Origin of the sequence: Aeromonas aquatica, from assembly GCF_000764655.1 — a bacterium.
Classification (GTDB): Bacteria; Pseudomonadota; Gammaproteobacteria; order Enterobacterales; family Aeromonadaceae; genus Aeromonas; species Aeromonas aquatica.
Window position 1 is genome coordinate 1 of sequence record NZ_JRGL01000137.1, and the last position, 20,437, is coordinate 20,437.

Annotated in this window: 21 protein-coding genes; 13 read left to right on the forward strand and 8 right to left on the reverse strand. The window is 58.5% G+C overall.

What is annotated here, in order from left to right:
• From tssI to LG30_RS0118095, 4 genes are all read left to right on the forward strand, one after another.
• A partial coding sequence (gene tssI / locus LG30_RS0118080) for a type VI secretion system tip protein TssI/VgrG (RefSeq protein WP_033132088.1) occupies positions 1–1,436 on the forward strand: 1,436 nt, incomplete at its 5' end.
• A 2-nt stretch (positions 1,437–1,438) separates the two neighbouring features.
• Positions 1,439–2,236 (forward strand): DUF4123 domain-containing protein, encoded by a 798-nt coding sequence (locus LG30_RS0118085; RefSeq protein ID WP_033132089.1) that lies wholly within the window; start codon positions 1,439–1,441, stop codon positions 2,234–2,236.
• Positions 2,236–4,236: a phospholipase effector Tle1 domain-containing protein gene (locus LG30_RS0118090; RefSeq protein ID WP_033132090.1), complete on the forward strand. Its 2,001-nt coding sequence runs from the start codon at positions 2,236–2,238 to the stop codon at positions 4,234–4,236. The genes LG30_RS0118085 and LG30_RS0118090 overlap by 1 nt, the downstream gene beginning before the upstream one ends.
• Positions 4,236–4,919 (forward strand): DUF2931 family protein, encoded by a 684-nt coding sequence (locus LG30_RS0118095; RefSeq protein WP_033132133.1) that lies wholly within the window; start codon positions 4,236–4,238, stop codon positions 4,917–4,919. The genes LG30_RS0118090 and LG30_RS0118095 overlap by 1 nt, the downstream gene beginning before the upstream one ends.
• A gap of 25 nt (positions 4,920–4,944) precedes the next feature.
• Here LG30_RS0118095 and LG30_RS0118100 read toward each other — a convergent pair whose 3' ends face one another.
• Together LG30_RS0118100 and LG30_RS0118105 are read right to left on the reverse strand one after the other, a co-directional pair.
• Entirely contained in the window at positions 4,945–5,505 is a 561-nt protein-coding gene (locus LG30_RS0118100; RefSeq protein ID WP_033132091.1) for a DJ-1 family glyoxalase III, read from the reverse strand.
• Positions 5,506–5,666: 161 nt separating this feature from the next.
• On the reverse strand, positions 5,667–6,614 hold the full coding sequence (locus LG30_RS0118105; RefSeq protein ID WP_033132092.1) for a ketopantoate reductase family protein: 948 nt from the start codon (positions 6,612–6,614) through the stop codon (positions 5,667–5,669).
• A gap of 201 nt (positions 6,615–6,815) precedes the next feature.
• Between LG30_RS0118105 and LG30_RS0118110 the strand changes: the two genes are divergently transcribed.
• Positions 6,816–7,298 (forward strand): YajQ family cyclic di-GMP-binding protein, encoded by a 483-nt coding sequence (locus LG30_RS0118110; RefSeq protein ID WP_033132093.1) that lies wholly within the window; start codon positions 6,816–6,818, stop codon positions 7,296–7,298.
• 132 nt (positions 7,299–7,430) lie between these two features.
• Here LG30_RS0118110 and LG30_RS0118115 read toward each other — a convergent pair whose 3' ends face one another.
• From LG30_RS0118115 to LG30_RS0118140, 6 genes are all read right to left on the reverse strand, one after another.
• Positions 7,431–8,237, reverse strand: a complete 807-nt coding sequence (locus LG30_RS0118115; RefSeq protein ID WP_033132094.1) for a nucleoside-specific channel-forming Tsx family protein — start codon at positions 8,235–8,237, stop codon at positions 7,431–7,433.
• A gap of 157 nt (positions 8,238–8,394) precedes the next feature.
• Complete coding sequence (locus LG30_RS0118120) at positions 8,395–9,786, reverse strand: AmpG family muropeptide MFS transporter (RefSeq protein WP_033132095.1); 1,392 nt, start codon at positions 9,784–9,786, stop codon at positions 8,395–8,397.
• Between the two features lie 85 nt (positions 9,787–9,871).
• The gene (locus tag LG30_RS0118125) at positions 9,872–10,198 is read right to left on the reverse strand and encodes a hypothetical protein (RefSeq protein ID WP_033132096.1); all 327 of its coding nucleotides are present in this window, start codon (positions 10,196–10,198) and stop codon (positions 9,872–9,874) included.
• Positions 10,199–10,313: 115 nt separating this feature from the next.
• Complete coding sequence (locus LG30_RS0118130) at positions 10,314–10,865, reverse strand: peptidylprolyl isomerase (protein WP_033132097.1); 552 nt, start codon at positions 10,863–10,865, stop codon at positions 10,314–10,316.
• A gap of 14 nt (positions 10,866–10,879) precedes the next feature.
• Entirely contained in the window at positions 10,880–11,455 is a 576-nt protein-coding gene (locus LG30_RS0118135) for a YajG family lipoprotein (RefSeq protein WP_033132098.1), read from the reverse strand.
• A gap of 24 nt (positions 11,456–11,479) precedes the next feature.
• The gene (locus LG30_RS0118140) at positions 11,480–12,619 is read right to left on the reverse strand and encodes a methyltransferase (protein WP_033132099.1); all 1,140 of its coding nucleotides are present in this window, start codon (positions 12,617–12,619) and stop codon (positions 11,480–11,482) included.
• 209 nt (positions 12,620–12,828) lie between these two features.
• On the opposite strand from LG30_RS0118140, the gene LG30_RS0118145 reads away from it, so the two are divergent.
• The 8 genes from LG30_RS0118145 to LG30_RS0118180 all read left to right on the forward strand — a co-directional run bounded on the left by LG30_RS0118145 (position 12,829) and on the right by LG30_RS0118180 (position 20,432).
• Positions 12,829–13,137, forward strand: a complete 309-nt coding sequence (locus tag LG30_RS0118145) for a BolA family protein (protein WP_033132134.1) — start codon at positions 12,829–12,831, stop codon at positions 13,135–13,137.
• A gap of 433 nt (positions 13,138–13,570) precedes the next feature.
• The gene (locus tag LG30_RS0118150) at positions 13,571–14,914 is read left to right on the forward strand and encodes a Na(+)-translocating NADH-quinone reductase subunit A (RefSeq protein ID WP_033132100.1); all 1,344 of its coding nucleotides are present in this window, start codon (positions 13,571–13,573) and stop codon (positions 14,912–14,914) included.
• A gap of 3 nt (positions 14,915–14,917) precedes the next feature.
• Positions 14,918–16,147, forward strand: coding sequence for an NADH:ubiquinone reductase (Na(+)-transporting) subunit B (locus tag LG30_RS0118155; RefSeq protein ID WP_033132101.1), 1,230 nt, complete (start codon positions 14,918–14,920; stop codon positions 16,145–16,147).
• A complete protein-coding gene (locus LG30_RS0118160) occupies positions 16,137–16,925 on the forward strand; it encodes a Na(+)-translocating NADH-quinone reductase subunit C (protein WP_033132102.1) in 789 nt (262 codons plus the stop codon). Before LG30_RS0118155 ends, LG30_RS0118160 begins: the two co-directional genes overlap by 11 nt.
• Positions 16,918–17,550, forward strand: coding sequence for an NADH:ubiquinone reductase (Na(+)-transporting) subunit D (locus tag LG30_RS0118165; RefSeq protein ID WP_005330711.1), 633 nt, complete (start codon positions 16,918–16,920; stop codon positions 17,548–17,550). The genes LG30_RS0118160 and LG30_RS0118165 overlap by 8 nt, the downstream gene beginning before the upstream one ends.
• A 3-nt stretch (positions 17,551–17,553) precedes the next feature.
• Complete coding sequence (nqrE, locus tag LG30_RS0118170) at positions 17,554–18,150, forward strand: NADH:ubiquinone reductase (Na(+)-transporting) subunit E (RefSeq protein WP_005330713.1); 597 nt, start codon at positions 17,554–17,556, stop codon at positions 18,148–18,150.
• A 17-nt stretch (positions 18,151–18,167) separates the two neighbouring features.
• Entirely contained in the window at positions 18,168–19,391 is a 1,224-nt protein-coding gene (gene nqrF, locus LG30_RS0118175; protein ID WP_033132103.1) for an NADH:ubiquinone reductase (Na(+)-transporting) subunit F, read from the forward strand.
• 3 nt (positions 19,392–19,394) lie between these two features.
• A complete protein-coding gene (locus LG30_RS0118180; protein WP_033132104.1) occupies positions 19,395–20,432 on the forward strand; it encodes an FAD:protein FMN transferase in 1,038 nt (345 codons plus the stop codon).
• Positions 20,433–20,437 lie beyond the last annotated feature (5 nt).

Genomic DNA, 20,437 nt, shown 5'->3' on the forward strand with positions numbered 1-20,437 from the left:
ACCGCTCGCTGGAGCAAGGGCCCTACGTGCGCCAGTTCCACTACCGGGAGGCGGTGCGCCCGAGCGATGTGGAGCTCAAGGACTACAGCTTCAAGACCCCGGCCTATGGCCTGTCTCACAAGAAGTTGGGGGCCGAGCTTGAGCACCAGCGCGATACCTACCAGCACTTCGACTACCCGGGCCGCTACAAGCAGGATGGCAGCGGCAAGGCGTTTGCCCAACATCGACTCGATGCGCTGCGCAACGATGCGGTGACCGGCTTGGCTAAGTCCAACTGCGCGGCCCTGCTGCCGGGCCAGACCTTTGCCCTCACCGAGCACCCGAACGGCGGCTTGAACACCGACTGGCAAGTGGTGCGCATCAGCCACACCGGATTACAGCCCCAGGCGCTGGAGGAAGAGGGCGGCAGCGGCCCGACCGTCTACCACAACGAATTTGCGGTGGTGAAGGCGAGCACCAGCTGGCGCGCCCGCATCGGCAGCCCGGAAGCGCCCCACAAACCGATGGTGGACGGGCCGCAAATCGCCACCGTGGTGGGGCCGGAGGGGGAGGAGATTTACTGCGACGAGCACGGCCGGGTGAAGCTGCAGTTCCCCTGGGACAGATATGGCAGCTCCAACGACCAGAGCTCCTGCTGGGTGCGGGTGAGCCAGGGCTGGGCGGGGGGCCAGTACGGCATGCTGGCCATCCCGCGCATTGGTCATGAGGTCATCGTGAGCTTTTTGGAAGGGGACCCGGACCAGCCCATCGTGACCGGGCGCACCTTCCACGTCACCAACAGACCTCCCTACGAGTTGCCGGCCAACAAGACCCGCACCGTGCTGCGCACCGAGACCCATCAGGGGGAAGGTTTCAACGAGTTGCGCTTCGAAGACCAGGCGGGCCAGGAAGAGATCTATATCCACGGTCAGAAAGACCTGAACGTACTCATCGAGAATGATGCAGCCTGGCACATCAAGCATGACGAGCACAGGGACATCGACAATGAGCGGGTGACCCGCATCAAGGCCAATGACCACCTCACCGTGAACGGCGAGAAGCGGGACCAGATCAAGGGCGATTATTCGCTGACCGTGGATGCCAGTCTGCACCAAAAGCTGGGGCAGTCCCTGCTGGTGGAAGCGGCCAGTGAAGTGCACCACAAGGCGGGCATGAAGATAGTGATGGAGGCGGGAGCCGAGTTGACCCTGAAAGTGGGCGGCAGCTTCGTCAAGCTAGACCCGAGCGGTGTCACCCTTTCGGGCGGTTCCATCAAGATGAACTCCGGCGGCAGCCCGGGTTCTGGTTCTGGCTGGGGTGGCCAGATGCCGATCCAGCCCGGCGTGGTTGAAGTGGTGGCGCCGCCGCCAGCAACCTTGCCCGCCCCGGCCATTTTCAAGAGCATGGCGTCCATGGCTCCACTGGTTAAGCCCTGTCCTTTCGCCGAGGAAGGTTAATCATGGACTTTTATGAATGGCGGGCCAAGCACCAGGGAACCTTGTTTGTCATCGTAGATGGCGGTGCGGACAGCACATTGATACAACGCTTCTACGAACTGGGGAGCGGAGAAGCCTGCCCCCTGTTTGCTGGAACCCCTTTTGCTGAACAATCCGCACTAGGCCCCTGGTTGTTGCAAGAGCCCTCTGCCGAATTTGTGACCTTGTACCCAACTCTGAGCGGTTTTTATCTGATCAGTGATCAGCCAGCCGAGGAGGTTCGCCGCCACTGGCGAAGCTTGATAGAGGTTATCCACGAAGGAGAGGCTGTCTGGTTTCGTTTCTCTGACCATCGTATTTTCTTGCCGATGCTCACGACCATGACGCTTGACGAGCTCGATGCCGTTTTGGGTCCTTGTGCCGGATTGTGGGCCAATAACGATGGGTTTTCCCGCACACAGGGGGCCGAGTTTCATCCACCGAGACAGACCCCCTGGTTTCACATCCGACCTCATCACCTGACTGCGCTCTACGACGAGAGTCGACATGCCTATATCTTGCGGCGGCGGTTATGGCAGGCCATGACGGCTATGATGGAGCGTCATCCGAACCCTGAAGATGTGATTCTTCCCCTGCTTAAACGGGCCAATCAGGCAGGATTGCAAGATGACATTCGTGATGGTGTCGTGGCCGGGGCTCTCACTCTACAGGTGGGACTGCCGCTGGATAGCATCCAGGTACCCTTGGTATTGACGGAAGATGAGCTGGCGCAGATTGAAAACTGGTTGAACAAACATAACGACCTGACGGGAGCCCGCTGATGTTTTCCGATCCCCACTGCATACCCTGCGAACGCTATAACTGCTGGATAGAAGTAGACGTTCGCGATGAACATAATCGATCGTTTAAAGGCCTAAAGGCAACGCTGACGGATGAGGCTGGCAAGAGCAAGACAGTGACCTTGAAAGACGGCCCGACCCTGGTTGAGGGCTTTGCGGTCGGCTCGGTAACCGTCAAGCTGGAGACCCCATCCTGGCTCAAAGCGGCGCAATCCCGTGAGACGCTCAAAGAAGGGGACATCAGTGAGGTTCCTGCCTATACCGACAAGTTGCCGGGGCACTGCGATATCAAGCGCGAGCATATCAAGGTCACCTCCGGCGACCTCTGCCTTACCTACCCCGAGCAACCACTACCGGAAGGACATAAAGCCGGACAGGCACAACCGCCGCGCTTTATCACCAAACATTCCTATGTGATCGAGGTTAAGGGCTATCAAATCAATGTATTACGGATTGGAGTTTTCTTCGATGGTACCGGTAACAATACCCGTAATGCTCAGGCCGGGTTGCAAAAGGTAGAGCAGTGGTTGCTCGAGACCTGCTCCGATCCGCACCAGCGGGAGAAGGAACTGCGTGCTTGCCAGATGGGCCAAAGCCCGGTCGAAGGAAGTTCGGCCAATGATGTGACCAATGTGGGTAAGTTATTTGAGCAATATGACATCACAGCAGGTACTCTGGTGGCCCACAGTTATATCAGTGGTATTGGGACTCGAGATCCAATAGCAGGAGACAATGGCCTTGAATATCGTTCGGACGATACCCTGACTCAGGGATTGGATCTCGACGTTGGTGGGGAAGATACTTCCATTATTGGCAAAGTGACGTTAGCTTGCGAACTTAAGATTATTGAAAGTATCCAGCTTGATCTGGGGCGGGTATTGCCTGAGATCGACAGTATCGGTCGTATTGAGTTTGATGTGTTTGGTTTTAGCCGTGGCGCTGCCGCTGCCCGCCATTTTGTTAATACGATCGACCAGAAGGCCACTCACCCTTTGGCCAAGGCGATGGCCAATAATCCGGATATTCGACTGAAGGCTGGTTTTGATTGGGCTAGTCGGGATGATGTACGCTTTACCTTTGTCGGTCTGTTCGATACCGTGGTCTCCTCCTACAACTCCCGTGTCAACGTCAATCTTAAATCTGATTGCGCACAACGAGTAGTACATCTGACCGCGCAGGATGAAGTACGTAAACACTTTCCACTGTCACGTATCATTGAAGGTAGGGCTGAGAACGGTATACCGGCTCATTTTACTGAACTGGCACTACCTGGGGCTCACTCTGATATAGGGGGCGGTTATTACAGCCGCTGGAGCCTGGGTAATCCCAATAGCGATCCTGCACTGACGGAATGCATCGAACTGGAGCGTTTTATGAGTGTCGAAAGCGCCGATATACCGGAAAATGCGAGCCGTGCTTATTTGCAAGCAAAGGCCTATGCCGAAGAAAAGCGAGCCATGGGGTGGGTAGAGCGCATTAATCCCAATTTGCCCCGTGGCGTAGTCCCGTCGGTTGGGGCTATCAGCTTGAAGCCTTACTCTTTTAGACGTCCTGAGGGGAAGAATAGCTCTGGTCTCGGCAAGAAATCTGTCTATGTAGAAGTGTTGATGAATCGGGTGGTGGAGGGGGAATATTCTCGTATCCCGCTGCATATGATGGTAGAGGCAGGGCGTGCAGTGGGGGTGCCGTTTAAAGAGTGGAAACCTGAAGATCGGGTATTGCAACTTGAACCGCTCTCAATCAAAAGGCCAGAGGTTGACTTGAAAGCTCTGGATCGGCTTTGGGCACTATCCGCCATTAAACAAGCGCTAGCAGATAACTTGGCCCATAAATTATCAGCGAATATATACCGTGCCTTGCGCCGTGACTATTTGCATCATAGTGCCAGTAATCAAGGTATTGCCAACCCGGCTAACACCAATAGGTACGAGCCAACCATCAGTAAGGAGAGACGGGAACTGATAGGGAACAAGAAGTCATGATGTTAAAACGATTATTGATCTTGGGCAGCCTTTTTTGGTCGCTGGCAGTTTCTGCGGTAGAGCCCATCTATTGGGTTTATGGCACGGGTAGTAATATCGACAGTACTAAAAATACCAAGACAGAGTTTTATCGTGGTGGAAAGCAAGTGTACGCTGATCGTTTAGCTGGGGGTGGGGGCGGCGGTCTGTTAGCTGATCGCATTAAGGGACAGCGTTATTACTGGGCTGGTGGAGGTGGTCTCCCTACCGATGGGGTATCTGTGCCTGATAAAGCTGTGGTTGAGATGGTCTCGTTTCATGATCGTAAGCGCTATCGTATCAAAGTCGATTTGCCCGCTGACTTGGAACAACGGATAGGGCAACAGTTCATGGTCGATGGCAAGGTTGAGCGTCGTCATTGGCTCTACTTTGGATTAGCACCAGGTGGTTATTTTGAAGTGCTGTTGCAAGGATTCAAGATCCGACCTGATCAGTTGCTTGTTCGCGGTATTGCCGAAGAGGTGACCGACGACTGGTATGATAAAAAAGTCCCGGTAGCTCGCCAATATGGCATGGATGATTTCGACAAAAAATATGGCGAGCTATTCAAGCAATATCCTGTGCCGCTCGGCATGGATTGGGCCCCCATCATGGATGCCTACCGCGCCAAGCAGCCCAAAACAGATATAGAACCAGTCAACTAGTCTGTTGCATCCAGAATCTTCGCTTTTATGGCATCACCATGGGGCCAGCCACAGCATGGGCAATATCATCACCTCGCAATGCCCGCACGATTTCGAGGGCGAACTCGATGGCGCTGCCGGGGCCCTGACTGGTGATAAGCCGATGGGCCTCGTCCCTCACCACCCGCTCTGTGCTGAGTTGAGCGGGAGGGAGCTTGGACTGAAAGCCCGGGTGGCAGGTGACCCGCGCATCTCCCAGCAGATGATGGTGCTGCAGCACCACCACGGGGGCGGCGCAGAGGGCGGCGCGCCAGCGGCCAAGCAGAGCCTGCTCCTTGAGCAGGTCGATGGCGAGGGGGGTATCGCGGATCACCTCGCTGCCGGGCAGGCCGCCCGGCACGACGATGGCCTCGAAGTCACGGCTGGTCAGCTCGTCGATGTGGCAGTCGGCCACCAGCTGCACTCCGCGGGAGGCGCGGATCTGGCGCTGTCCCGCCGGGCAGCAGGAGGCGAGCACCACTTCGATGGAAGCCCGTACCAAGGTGTCGACGATGGCGACGGTCTCGATCTCTTCCGAGCCCGGGGCAACCAATACCAAAACGCTCATTGTGCACTCCTCGCTGTACGGGCTAGCCCTTGTCCGGGCTCGGCGCCTCTCTTATATCTGGATCCCGATACAGGCCCTGATTGACAGGCACCGTGATGGGGCCATTTGGTCGGATGGGTCAAACGGTGGCGATGACCCCATCCTCGCTTACATCCTTGGATTCAACTCTTCTCTCTGATGGCCTGATAGAGCCCCTGATTGACCGGCACCGCGATGCCGTGTCCGGCGGCGCGCGCCAGCAGGAAACCGGTGATGGCCTCGATCTCGGTCTCTCGGCCCAGATCCATGTCCTGATACATGGAAGAGTAATTGTCGGCGGTGAGCTCCACCACCATCATCACCCGGCGCAGCAGCTCATCGCTGCTGGTGGGCTGGCCCTCGGCTTGCATCACATCTGCGACTTCCACACAGACTTGCTGCAGGACATCGGCGAAGCGCGGGCCGGCCAAGTCGCCATTCTTGAGTTTATAGAGTGCCGTCAGCGGATTGATGGCGCAATTGATGGCGAGCTTCTGCCATTGACGGGTCAGGATCTGCTCATCCCAGCCGGCCTGACCGAGAGCAGTTGCGAGCTCGTCCACCAGGCCGGCGTGGGCCTTGGCTGCCTCGTTGACCGGGCCTAGCCAGGTCTCGCCCTTGCCGGTATGGCGAAACACGAAGTGACCGTTCTGCATGGCGCCGTGGCTGGTGACGCCAGCGATCACCGGGTTATGGGGGAACAGCTGTGCCACCTGCTCGGCGATGCCCATGCCATTGTGCAGCAGCACTATGGGGGTGTCTGTTGTCAGCTTGCCCACCAGCGGCGCCAGGGCGGGGACGACCTGATTGGCCTTGGTCATTACCAGTAGTCGCTTGATCTTGCCGGGTTGACTGACGAAGCCCCGTTCGATGGCGAGCAACTGGGTATGACCCTCGAGGGAGGTGAAGTCGATGCCGGGATGCAGGGTGGCGCGGTGCCGATCGCGCAGCAGAACGCGGGTCGGTTGATCGCTCAGGGTCAGCAGGGAAGCGAACACGCCACCCAAGGCACCGCAGCCCAGTAATGTCCATTGAGGAGAAGAGGGGTGTCGGCTTTTTTCAAGGTTGTTGTCGCGTGATCCGCTTGGCATGGAGAGACTCGATCAGGGTAGTGGTCGCAATCCGATCAACCGGCTACCTGGGATAAGTGAGATGTCGCTTGGCGGACACTATCGGGTCTCGCCATTCCTGTGCGCAGGGGATTCTAGCAGAGCAACCCCATCGAAATCAGCAAATTTGCCGGTTTTCTGGTAGATTTTCCCCCCTATAAGCGCAACTTGAGGAGCCCTGACATGCCGTCATTCGATATTGTCTCTGAAGTCAAAATGAACGAGGTGTTGAACGCCGTCGATAACGCCAATCGTGAACTGGCGACCCGTTTCGATTTTCGTGGTGTTGAAGCCAGCTTCGAATTGAACAAAGAAGAAGTCAAACTGGAGGCCGATGCCGATTTCCAGCTCAAGCAGATGGTCGAGATCCTGCGCGGAGCCCTGCTCAAGCGCAACATCGAAGGCAATTCCATCGACGTGGGTGACAGCGTTCACTCCGGCAAACGCTTCCACCTGAACGTCAAGTTCAAGCAGGGGATCGAGAAGGAGATCGCCAAGAAGTTGGTGAAGCTGATCAAGGACTCCAAGATCAAGGTGCAGGTCGCCATCCAGGGCGATGAGGTGCGTGTTACCGGCAAGAAGCGTGACGATCTGCAGGAGGCCATGGCGCTGGTGCGCGGGGCCGAGCTGGGTCAGCCGATGCAGTTCCAGAATTTCCGTGATTGATCGCTGGCGGGGAGGGTTCGGCCCTCCCCCTTGTTCAATGGCAAGACGTTCGATGGCAAGACCGTCGATGGTCGAGCCATAAAAAAACCGGAGCAGCTGCTCCGGTTTTTTGTGTCCGCGATACCCGTTCGATTAGAACTTGTAGGTAACGGAGAAGTAGTGACCGAAACCAGTGGTCTTCAGGCCGTAGGAGCCGTTCTGGATGCCATAGATGTCGTTGAAGTACTTCAGGCCGTAACCGACGGCGTAGCGGTCGGAGTGCCAGTACAGGCCGTTGAACATGGCGGTACCGTCGGTGGAGGTGTCCTTGGCATCAAACAGGTGATCCAGGTAACCCTGATACGCGATGAAGCTGCCGTTGGAGAAGGTGTAGAAAGGCTTGAACCAGTTCATGGAGAACTGATAGCCGTTCCAGCCCTGCTCGCCGCTGCCTTCGTTGACGTGACGGGCATACAGGTTCATGCCAACCTTGCCGAACCAAGGCACCTGTACGTCGGCACCCAGACCGGTCATGGCTTCAAACAGACCATCCGGACCACCCACGTTGATCAGGTTGGCGATGTACAGCTCTTGCACCGGGCCGAAGGAGAGATCTTTGCCGGTCATGCCGTCGATGGAGATACGCGGTGCAAACTTGATGAACAGGTTGTCCTGGTTGTGCTTGTCGTCGCTGTTGTTCTGGAAGATGTCGAAGACGTCGACGTAACCGTACAGATCGAAGATACCAGAGCGGCCACCAAACTCCATTTCGAAGTAGGTATCGTTGTAACCACCTTCAGACTCGCTGTAGGGCATCTGATCGATGGTGTGCATGACGTTGAACTGGAACCACTTGTAGTCGTTCTTGTGGATGTCGCCGCTGTAGTCGGCAGCGAAGGCCGGGGTGGCGGATGCAGCCAGCAGACCGGCAGCGATCAGAGTCTTGGTAAATTTGGCCATTTTATTGGTCTCTTGTGTGTTTAGTTGAGGTTTTCCGTAGCCTGCCCACAAGGAGCGGGAGGGATTCTAGCCAATTAATTTCAACGGATAAACAAGAGCCAGGGAACTTTGTCAGGATTTGTGAATCTAATCACCCCTCAAATCGCGCAAACGCTTGCTATTTGTTCGGTTGTGGTAACAAATGATTGTGCCGTTTGGAAACCATGATGATCAGCACCATCACCGGAATGCCGAGCAGGCTGGTGCCAATGAAGAAGCTGCTGTAGCCAAACTGCTCGACGAAGTGGCCGGAAAAACCCGCAAGCAATTTGGGCAGCAGCAGCATGATGGAGCTGAACAGCGCGTACTGAGTGGCCGAGAAGGCGACGTTGGTCAGGCTCGACAGATAGGTCACGAAGGCCGCCGTGGCGATCCCCGCGCTGAGGTTGTCCAGCGAGATGATCAGGGTCAGCAGCTCCAGATCGTGGCCAACCTGGTTGAGCAGGGCGAACAGCAGATTGGTGCTGGCGGTGAGCACGGCGCCGAGAAACAGGATGCGCAGGGTACCGAAGCGCATTACCAATACCCCCCCCAGGGCCGCCCCCACCAGCGTCATGATGACGCCATACACCTTGGTGATGGTGGCCACTTCCGTCTTGCTGAACTGCAAGTCCACATAGAAGCTGTTGGACATCACCCCCATCACCACATCCGAGATGCGATAGCAGGCGATGAGCCCGAGGATCAGCAGGGCGGAGCCGCCATGGCGGCGGAAGAAATCGGCAAAGGGACACCAGATCGCCTCATAGGTCCAGGCGCCCAGCCCGGCCAGGGTCTTGGGGCAGCCCCGCTCGAGCAGCAGCGCCTTGCGCTCCATTTGCTGCTCGTTCTGGCGATGGAGGTCGATATCCGGCTCGTGGCTGAGCAGTGTGGTGATGACGCCGAGGGACATGAGTCCCGCCATCAGCAGGTAGGTGAGCTGCCAGCCGCGGTAGTTATAACCGCTGTTGCTGCCAAGCCAGGCCGCCAGCGCCAGCGCGCCCGCCCCCGCCATGATCATGGCGAGCCGGTAACCCGTCATGTAGGAGGCCGCCATGGCCGCCTGCAGCCGCTCCGGTGCCGACTCGATGCGGTAGGCATCGATGACGATGTCCTGGGTGGCGGAGAAGAAGGCCACCAGCAGGGCGAACAGGGCGAGCTGGGCGAGCTGGGTCTTGGGATCGCAGTAGGCCATGCCCACCAGGGAGAGGGCGACCAGCAGTTGGGAGAGCAGCATCCAGCTGCGGCGGCGCCCCAGCAGGCGGGAGAGCAGCGGCAGCGGCAGCCGGTCGACCAGCGGCGACCACACCCATTTAAAGCCGTAGGCCAGCGCCACCCAGCTCATGTAGCCGATGTCGGTCAGGCTGACATCGGCCTCACGAAGCCAGAAGGAGAGGGTGCCAAACACCAGCAGCAGCGGCAGGCCGGAGGAGAAGCCCATGGCAAACAGGGTGAGCACTCGCCCCTCCAGATAGACGGCGAGGGCATCTCGCCAACTGGTAAGGCGGCTTGGCGGGCGGAGAGTGTTCAAATGCCTGACTCCTCTGGGAAAAGGGGGTCATTTTGTCAGGTTCGCGGGGGATAGCCAAGGCAAGCCGAGTACGGCCATCAGGATTTCAGGGGCGTGAGCCGATGCAATGAGGCGGGCAGGGGCCTTCCGCCGTGAGGAAGCTGGCGCAGGCCATCAGCTGCAAGCGCAGCCAGGCATGGGTGATGAGCTGTTGTTCGTCCCACTGATGCAGGCTGTGCAGCAGGTGCCAGAAGACGGCCTCCTGTGTGCTGGCCGGTTGCTTGTCGGGGATGTGAGGCAGAGTTTGCCAGTGGGAGAGGAGCTGCCAGCTCATATCTTCCAGCTGTCGATAGGGCATTTCCCGCGCCAGAAAGTGGCGAACCGCCCGGGCCAGCGGGATGGCGTGTTGGGCTATGTAGTCGCGATAGATCACCGGAGCCTCCTTCTTTCTCCTCTGGGTCATGCCCCGGAAATGGGGCAAGGCCAGAGTATAGAAAGGGGCGCCGGCGATCTTGGCAGGGATGCGGCGGAATGTGATCCGAACCCCGTTATTTGTCTGCCAGCAACACCACTTTTTTCAGGATGATGGGGCTGGTCGGCACGTCGTTGGCACGCAGGATGGAGCTGTAGCCCGTCTGTACCTGCGCCAGCTTGTCCAGCACCTCCATGCCCTGCACCACCTGGCCGAATACGGTGTAACCGGCGCCGGCATTGGCGTTGAGATTGTCGTTATCCACCAGGTTGAAGTAGAACTGGCGGGTGGCGCTGTCTACCGCCTGGGTGCGCGCCATGGCGATGCTGCCACGTTTGTTGGGCAGGCCGCCCCTGGACTCGTTCACCACGGGTTCGAAGGTCGGCAGTGGCTGGAATTGTTGATTGTATCCGCCCCCTTGCACCACGAAGTTCTGGATCACGCGGTGGAACAGACTGCCGTCATAGCTGCCATCCGCCACGTAACGCAGGAAGTTCTTCACCGTCTGCGGCGCCTGTTTGGGGGCCAGCTCGATCACGATGTTGCCGTGGTTGGTCTCCATCCTGACCTTGGGGCCAGCGAACGCCAGCGGGGCGATCAGCATGGCCAGTAACCAGAGTTTCTTCATCTATCTGTCCTCGCTCAGCTCGTTGGCTGGCCCTTGAGATAACCGCGCAGCGCCTCGTCTGCCATGATCTGCTGCAATAGACTGCCAAGCTGCTGGTTCAGGGTGGATTCCAGATCGGCCATGCTCGGCTCCCCCGGTTCTTCCTTGCTGGACGACATGTTGAACTGCTTGGTCAGCTTGTTGCCCTGGAAGTCGGCGATCACCTGCAGGCTGACCCTGGACTTGGTGACGTAGGTGAAGGTTTTCTCCTCCACGTTGACGGCGGCGGTGGAGATGGCCAGGGTCAGGTTGGTGGTGCCGCTGTTGCCTACTTCCAGCCCCTGGCTGCGCAGGCCTTCTGCCAGCTTCTCGGCCAGCAGGTTGTTGAGGGGCTGCTCACTGTTGACCAGCACGGCGGCCTTCTCTTTCTTCTTGATGGAGAAGACATAGGCGGCTTCACGCTTGTCCACCCCTTCCATGGTGATCCTGTTGCCGGAGTAGTACTGCTGGTTGGAGGGGATGACCTGCGGATTGAGCATGGCGGTCTCCGGCCAGTGAGTGGCACAACCACCCAGCATCAGGGCGGCCAGCAGCAAGAGTGACTTTTTCATCGTGGGTTTCCTTTAGCTTTATCTTTAGCGTTTGATGGCTTTCAAAATAACGAATTTGCTGTTCGACGCAACCACTTGTGCGTTGGCAAACAAGCGCTTGAGTTTGTTGTGATAGTCCAGATGGCGGTTGCCTACTATCCAGAGTTCCCCCCCCTGAGGCAACACCCTGTGCGCATCGGTGAACATCTGCCAGGCGATGTGATCCGTGATCGCCTGCAACTGATGGAAGGGGGGGTTGCAGAGGATCCGGTCCGCCGTCCCCACCGCCACGTCGTCGAGACAGTTGTTGACCATGAAGTGGGCGCGGGGCAGGGCATCCGGCAGATTGTGCTCGACGTTCAGCTGCGCCGAGGCGACCGCCATATAGGATTCATCGATGAAGGTCACCTCCACCTCGCTGTCCCGTGCCAGCAGTGCCAGCCCCAGCACGCCGTTGCCACAGCCGAGGTCTATCACCTTGCGCGCGCTATGGATCGGTAAATTATCCAGCATAAAGCGGGCGCCGATATCCAGGCTGGTGCGGGAGAAGACGTTGGCGTGGTTGTGGATGAGCATGTCGGTGCCCTCCAGCGGCCAGACCGTCGGGAAGGGGTTGTCCGGCGCCGGGCGCTCGGCCGCGTCGTCAATGATGCAATAAATGAGGCGCGCCTTCTTCCAGGCGAGCGAGGTTCTGGTCGCTCCCAGGTATTTCTCGAACAGCTTGAGGGTCGAGCTATGGATATCTTTTGCCTTACCGGCGGCCAGGATGCGGGTCGCCGGTGTCACCACCTGGCGCAGCGCCAGCAGCTGTTGTTCCAGCAACGCCTGGTATTTGGAGACCTTGATCACCACCAGCGCGGGGGCTGCGGGCAATGGCGCCAGCGCATCCTGCAGGGAGACCTGTGCGGGATCCAGCTCGTTCTCGATCAGATTGGCCAGGATGGCTCGCTCGCTGATATAGGAGTCGCTCACACAGATGGGCGCATGAGCGTGCAGGTAGGCGGCCAGGGCGCCGAAGCCATCGTTCATGATGATGACGGGGCCGTCCTGCTCGAGCGGCGCCTCTGCGAGCTCGTTGATCAGGTACTCGTCCGCCGCATCCCAGGCCTGCAGGGGATCCTGGCTCTGCCGCGGGTAACGATAGAGGGTCAGGCGACAATGGGCCGTGTCGAGCAGGGTTTGCATAAGAGAGAGTCCAACCTGTTGCGAAGAGAGGTGCCCACCGGGTGTTGCCTGGCGGACAGATAAAGTGGCGCTATTCTAGCGGCGGCAAAGAATTTCACCAGCCTGGTGCACCTCTGAACACCGCCCAATTTCCCACGGGGTTGATGTATCCGGCGCGCAACCCTGGCTACAATGGCCACATATCCATCGAGGGAGTTTTTACCGTGAGCATGCAACAACAGATCGAGGCCAAGCTGGCCGCCGCCTTGTCCCCCAGTCACCTTGAGGTGATCAACGAGAGCTACATGCACAGGGTGGAGCCGGGCTCCGAGAGCCACTTCAAGGTGATAGTGGTGAGTCAGGCATTCGAGGGTCAGCGCCTGCTGGGGCGTCATCGTCAGGTCAATGGAGTGCTGGCCGAAGAATTGGCTGGGGCTATCCATGCATTGGCGCTGCATACCTATACCGACGCTGAATGGCAGCAACGGGAACAGGCCCCCAAGACGCCGAGCTGTGTCAGCAAATCCCCCTTCGCCTGAGCTCCTTTACCTTTTAATTACTTAATCCTCGACCAGTTAACAAATTACCTACATTTCCAATTCCCAGATGCCTGGAAGTTGGAGAGAGCGGGCCTGGATGAGGATTATTTTTTCTAATCAATGGTTTCCTCTCCCTCAAAGTACCCCTATTGGGGTATTTGAGCGAAAAATCCTTTAAAACCACGGGTTACAACGACGGACCACAAATATTCATTAGAGGTTAATTTTGTGATAGCGCGGGGGTTTTCCCCATTTTGCGTGGCGACGAACTTGCCGAAGGTGGTAAACTCAAGCGCTTTTGAATGAACCTGTATGTTGCTGATTTGTTTGTTTTCCCGACAATTTGTCGCGACCTTGACGGGCTCATTCAACAACTCGTCGGGATCTGTTCCCGGCGCCAACCTGTCTTCCCTTAACGGTAGTGCAAGTGAGTATGATTACAATTAAAAGAGGACTGGACATCCCCGTGCTGGGTGCTCCGGAGCAAGTAATCTACGATGGCCCGGCCATCACCCGTGTTGCTACACTCGGCGAAGAGTTCGTGGGGATGCGTCCTACTATGTTCGTCAAAGTAGGTGATCGCGTCATTAAAGGTCAGGAGCTCTTCGAAGATAAGAAGAATCCCGGCGTTAAATTCACGGCCCCTGCCACCGGTGTGGTTTCTGAGATCAACCGTGGTGCCAAGCGTGTTCTGCAATCTGTTGTCATCGACATCGATGGCTCCGACGAGCAGGTAACCTTTGAACACTTTGCGTCTGCCGAGCTGGCACAGCTCGAGCGCAGCAAGGTGCAGGAGATCCTGGTCGCATCAGGTCAGTGGACCGCATTGCGTACCCGTCCATTCAGCAAGGTGCCGGCCGTGGGCTCTGCCCCACGTGCCATCTTCGTCACCGCCATGGACACCAACCCGCTGGCTGCCAATGCCGAGCTCATCATCAAGGAACAGGCCCAGGCCTTCCTCGATGGCCTGGCCGTGCTGAGCCGCCTGACCGATGGCAGCGTCCACGTCTGCAAGGGTGAAGGCAGTCTGCCGCACTCCAACCTGGCGCAAGTCAAGGAAGCCGTGTTTGTCGGCCCGCATCCCGCCGGTCTGCCTGGCACCCATATCCACTTCCTGGATCCGGTTGGCAGCAAGAAGGTGCAGTGGCACATCAACTATCAGGATGTGATCGCCTACGGCAAGCTGTTCACCACGGGTCAGATCTTCACCGAGAAGGTGATCGCCCTGGCCGGTCCGAACGTGGTCAAGCCACGCCTGCTGCGCACCCGCATGGGCGCCTGCATCAGCCAGCTGACCAACAACGAGCTGCGCGCGGATGAAAACCGTGTCATCTCCGGTTCCATCCTGAGTGGTGCCAAGGCCGAAGGGGTCCATGACTACCTGGGTCGTTACCACAATCAGGTGAGCGTGCTGGGCGAAGGCCGTGAGAAAGAGTTCCTGGGTTGGGTCAATCCCAGCGCCGACAAGTTCTCCATCACCCGTACCACCCTCTCTCATCTGATGAAGGGCAAACTCATCAACTTCACTACCACCACCAACGGTAGTGATCGCTCCATGGTGCCTATCGGCAACTATGAGCGCGTGATGCCGCTCGACATCCTGCCGACCCTGCTGCTGCGGGATCTGGTCTCCGGCGACACCGACAGCGCACAGTCGCTCGGCTGCCTGGAGCTGGATGAGGAAGATCTGGCGCTCTGTACCTTCGTCTGCCCCGGCAAGACAGAGTACGGCCCAGTCTTGCGTGAGTGCCTGGCCAAGATAGAACTGGAAGGTTAAGCGATGAGTTTCAAGCAACTTCTTGAAAATTTGGAACATCACTTCGAGCCGGGTGGCAAGTACGCCAAGTACTATGCCCTGTTCGAGGCGGCGTATACCCTGTTTTATACCCCCGGGTCCGTGACCCGCAATGCTGCCCACGTCCGTGATGCGATCGATCTGAAACGCATGATGATCATGGTGTGGCTGGCCGTGTTCCCGGCCATGTTCTGGGGCATGTTCAACGTCGGCAACCAGTCCATCGCCGCCATTGCCCATCTGGGCAGCGCGGCCGGTGCCGATACCTGGCAATACACCATCGCGACCCTGCTGGGTGCCTCGCTGGATCCGGCCGTGGCCGGCATCGGCAGCAAGATGCTGATCGGTGCGGCCCACTTCCTGCCCATCTACCTGACCGTGTTCCTGGTCGGTGGCTTCTGGGAAGTGCTGTTCGCCATGGTGCGCAAGCACGAGATCAACGAAGGCTTCTTCGTGACCTCCATCCTGTTCGCCCTGATAGTGCCGCCCGAGCTGCCCCTGTGGCAAGCCGCGCTCGGCATCACCTTCGGTGTGGTGCTGGCCAAGGAAGTGTTCGGTGGTACCGGCAAGAACTTCCTGAACCCGGCCCTGGCGGGTCGTGCGTTCCTGTTCTTCGCCTACCCCGGTCAGATCTCCGGCGATGCCGTCTGGGTGGCCGTTGACGGCTATTCAGGCGCGACCGCGCTGAGCCAGTGGGCCCAGGGCGGCCAGATGGCGCTGATCAACGGTGCCACCGGCGACGCCATCAGCTGGATGGATGCCTTCCTGGGGAACCTGCCGGGTTCCATCGGTGAAGTCTCCACCCTGATGATCCTCATAGGTGCGGCCATGATCGTCTACATGCGGATCGCCTCCTGGCGCATCATCGCCGGTGTGATGATCGGCATGGTGGCCACCTCACTGCTGTTCAACGTCATAGGTTCCGACACCAACCCCATGTTCAACATGCCGTGGCACTGGCATCTGGTGCTGGGCGGCTTCGCCTTTGGTATGGCTTTCATGGCGACCGATCCGGTCTCCGCCGCCTTTACCAACAAGGGCAAGTGGTGGTACGGCGCCCTCATCGGCGTCATGGTAGTGCTGATCCGGGTAGTGAACCCCGCGTTCCCGGAAGGCATGATGTTGGCCATTCTGTTTGCTAACCTGTTTGCCCCCTTGTTTGACCATTTCGTGGCGCAGGCGAACATCAAGCGGAGGATCGCACGTGGCGTTTAATAAAGACTCAACCATCGGCACCCTCACCGTGGTGACCGGTCTGTGTCTGGTCTGTTCCATCGTGGTCTCCGTGGCCGCCGTGGGGCTGCGCCCGGCTCAGCTGGAAAACAGGGCGCTGGACAAGCAAAGCAACATCCTGTCCGTTGCCGGTGTCGATGTCAGCTCCGTGGCCAAGCGTGATCTGGCCCAGCTGTATGGCAACAAGATTGAAGCGCGCCTGGTCGACCTGACCACAGGTGAGTTCGTTGACGGCGATGCCGACAACTTCGACACCAAGCTGGCGGCGAAGGATCCGGCCAAGAACATCCGTCTGGCCCCGGCCGACGACAAGGCTGGCCTGCGCCAGATCTCCAGGCTGGTGCCGGTGTTCTTCGCGAAGGATGCAGAGGGCAAGGTCGACAACATCATACTGCCGGTCTACGGCCAGGGTCTGTGGTCCACCATGTACGCCTTCGTGGCGGTCGCGGCCGATGGCCAGACCATCAAGGGCATCACCTACTATGACCACGGCGAAACACCGGGTCTGGGCGGCGAGATCGAGAATCCGGCCTGGCGTGAACTGTTCGTCGGCAAGAAGCTGTTCGATCAAGACGGTCAGCCCGCACTGCGAGTGATCAAGGGGCATGCTCCGGCTGGTTCCGAGCATGACATCGATGGCCTGTCCGGCGCGACCCTGACCGGCAATGGCGTACAGCACACGTTTGACTTCTGGATGGGACCCAAGGGCTTTGGTCCTTTCCTGGCCAAGGTTCGTGCAGGAGAAATCAACAATGGCTGACAAGAGCGAAATGAAAAAATTGCTGTTGACGCCTGTGCTCGGCAACAACCCCATCGCCTTGCAGGTGCTGGGTGTCTGTTCCGCGCTGGCCGTTACCAGCCAGATGAAGACGGCGTTCGTGATGACGCTGGCCGTTACCGCGGTCACCGCCTTCTCCAACCTGTTCATCTCCCTGATCCGCAATCAGATCCCGAACAGCGTGCGGATCATCGCCCAGATGGCGGTGATTGCCTCGCTGGTTATCGTGGTTGACCAGGTGCTCAAGGCCTATGCCTATGACATCTCCAAGCAACTGTCGGTGTTCGTGGGCCTGATCATCACCAACTGCATCGTGATGGGTCGTGCCGAAGCCTACGCCATGAAGAGCGCCCCGCTGCCCTCCTTCCTGGACGGTATCGGCAACGGTCTGGGTTACGGCGCCGTGCTGCTGGTCGTGGCCACCGTGCGTGAAATCCTGGGCTCCGGCACCTGGTTCGGTATCGAGCTGCTGCCGCTGGTGAACAATGGTGGCTGGTATGTGCCTAACGGCCTGCTGCTGCTGCCGCCGAGTGCATTCTTCATCATTGGTCTGATCATCTGGGGCGTTCGCACCAAGGATCCCAAGCAGGTGGAGGCAAAGGATTAAGGTATGGAACACTATCTGAGTCTGTTGATTCGTTCGATCTTCATCGAAAACCTGGCGCTCTCCTTCTTCCTGGGGATGTGTACCTTCCTGGCGGTGTCCAAGAAGGTCAAGACGGCCATGGGTCTGGGTATCGCCGTCATTGTGGTACAGACCGTGGCCGTGCCGGCCAACAACCTGATCTACAACTACGTCCTGAAAGATGGCGCCCTGGTGTCCGGCCTGGATCTGAGCTTCCTGAGCTTCATCACCTTCATCGGGGTGATCGCGGCGCTGGTGCAGATCCTGGAGATGGCGCTGGACAAGTATTTCCCTGCGCTCTACAACGCCCTGGGTATCTTCCTGCCGCTCATCACCGTGAACTGCGCCATCTTCGGTGGCGTCTCCTTCATGGTGCAGCGTGACTACAACTTCGTGGAGTCTGTGGTCTATGGCGTGGGCTCGGGTGCCGGTTGGATGCTGGCCATCGTGGCGATGGCAGGGATCCGCGAGAAGATGAAGTACTCCGATGTTCCGGAAGGCCTGCGTGGTCTGGGCATCACCTTCATCACCGCGGGTCTGATGGCGCTGGGCTTCATGTCCTTCTCTGGTATTTCCCTGTAATCGGAAAGGAAATATAGATGGAAATTATTCTGGGTGTGGTCATGTTCACCGTGATCCTGCTGGCCCTGGTAGCAGTCATTCTGTTCGCCAAGTCCAAGCTGGTGACCGCCGGTGACGTGACAATCAGCATCAACGGCGACCCGGCCAAGGCTGTCACCAGCCCGGCGGGTGGCAAGCTGCTCGGCGTGTTGGCCGGCAGCGGTATCTTCGTCTCCTCCGCCTGTGGCGGCGGTGGCTCCTGTGGTCAGTGCAAGGTGCGGGTGAAAGCCGGCGGCGGCGATATTCTGCCGACCGAGCTCGATCACATCAGCAAGGGCGAGGCCCGTCACGGCGAGCGTCTGGCCTGTCAGGTCACTGTGCGTGGCGACATGGACATCGAGCTGCCGGAAGAGATCTTCGGGGTGAAGAAGTGGGACTGTACCGTCATCTCCAATGACAACAAGGCCACCTTCATCAAGGAACTCAAGCTGCAGATCCCGGACGGCGAGAGCGTGCCGTTCCGCGCTGGTGGTTATATCCAGATCGAAGCCCCTGCACATCATGTGCACTACAAAAACTTCGATATTCCAGAGGAATATCGCGGGGATTGGGATCGCTTCAAGATCTTCGAACTGGAGTCCAAGGTGGACGAGCCGATCATTCGTGCTTACTCCATGGCCAACTATCCGGAAGAGTTCGGCATCATCATGCTGAACGTGCGGATCGCGACCCCGCCGCCCAGCAACTGGACCGCCCCTCCCGGTCAGATGTCTTCCTACATCTTCAACCTCAAGGCGGGTGACAAGGTGACCATCTCCGGTCCCTTCGGCGAGTTCTTCGCCAAGGATACCGACGCCGAGATGGTGTTCGTCGGCGGTGGTGCGGGCATGGCGCCGATGCGCTCCCACATCTTCGATCAGCTGCGTCGCCTGAAGACCAAGCGCAAGATGAGCTTCTGGTACGGTGCCCGTTCCAAGCGCGAGATGTTCTACGTCGAAGACTTCGATATGCTGGCCGCCGAGAACGACAACTTCCAGTGGCACGTCGCCCTGTCCGATCCGCAACCGGAAGACAACTGGGATGGCTACACCGGCTTCATCCACAACGTGTTGTTCGAGAACTATCTCAAGAACCACGAGGCGCCGGAAGATTGCGAGTTCTACATGTGTGGACCTCCCGTCATGAACGCTGCCGTCATCAACATGCTGAAAAACCTCGGTGTTGAAGACGAAAATATCCTCCTGGATGACTTTGGTGGTTAATCCATGCACAGTGTTGTAAAGACCTGGCTAGCCTTCGGGCTAGCCTTTTTCTTGACGGGGTGCGGTCAGGAAGCGGTCCAGCCCAAGCCGGAGATCCACATCACCGGCAGCACCATGGGAACCTACTACTCCATCAAGGTGGCGGATGACGCCGTCAAGGATGCTCCCAAGCTTCAGGCCGAGGTCGATGTCCTGCTGGAGCGGGTCAACGATCAGATGTCCACCTATCGCCCGGATTCCGAGCTGTCGCGTTTCAACCAGCACAAGGGCAGTACCCCGGTGGTGGTCTCCCGCGACACCGCGCGGGTGGTGACCGAGGCCATTCACATTGGCCGCGAGAGCCGCGGGGCGCTGGACGTCACCGTGGGCCCCCTGGTCAATCTGTGGGGCTTCGGGCCGGACGCCAAACCGACCAGGGTGCCGTCCGACGAGCTGATCAGCCAGACCCGTCAGAAGACGGGGCTGGGCAACCTGCACGTGATCACCTCGGCCGATGCCGACACCCTGCAGAAGGACATTCCGGATCTCTACGTGGATCTCTCCGCCATCGCCAAGGGCTTCGGGGTGGACAAGGTGGCCGAGTACCTGGAATCCCTGGGGTCGCGCAACTACCTGGTGGAGATCGGCGGTGAGCTGCGCATCAGTGGCGTCAACGGCAAGGGCCACCCCTGGCGCGTCGCCATCGAGAAGCCGACCGCCAACGCCGGCTCGGTGCAAGAGGTGATCCTGCCGGGGGCCAATGGCGTAGCCACCTCGGGTGAGTATCGCAACTACTACGAGATGGATGGCAAGCGCTTCTCCCACACCATAGATCCGCTGACGGGCAAGCCTATCCAGCATCGTATGGTGTCGGTGACCGTGATCCATCCCTCCTGCATGACCGCAGACGGCTTGGCGACCGTGTTCATGGTGATGGGGCCCGAGAAGAGCCTGGCCTATGCCAAGGAGCGGGGCATCGCGATCTTCACCATCACCAAGACGGACGAGGGATTCGAGGAAGCCTACTCGGATGCCTTCAAACCCTATTTAGTGAAAAAGTAAGGGCT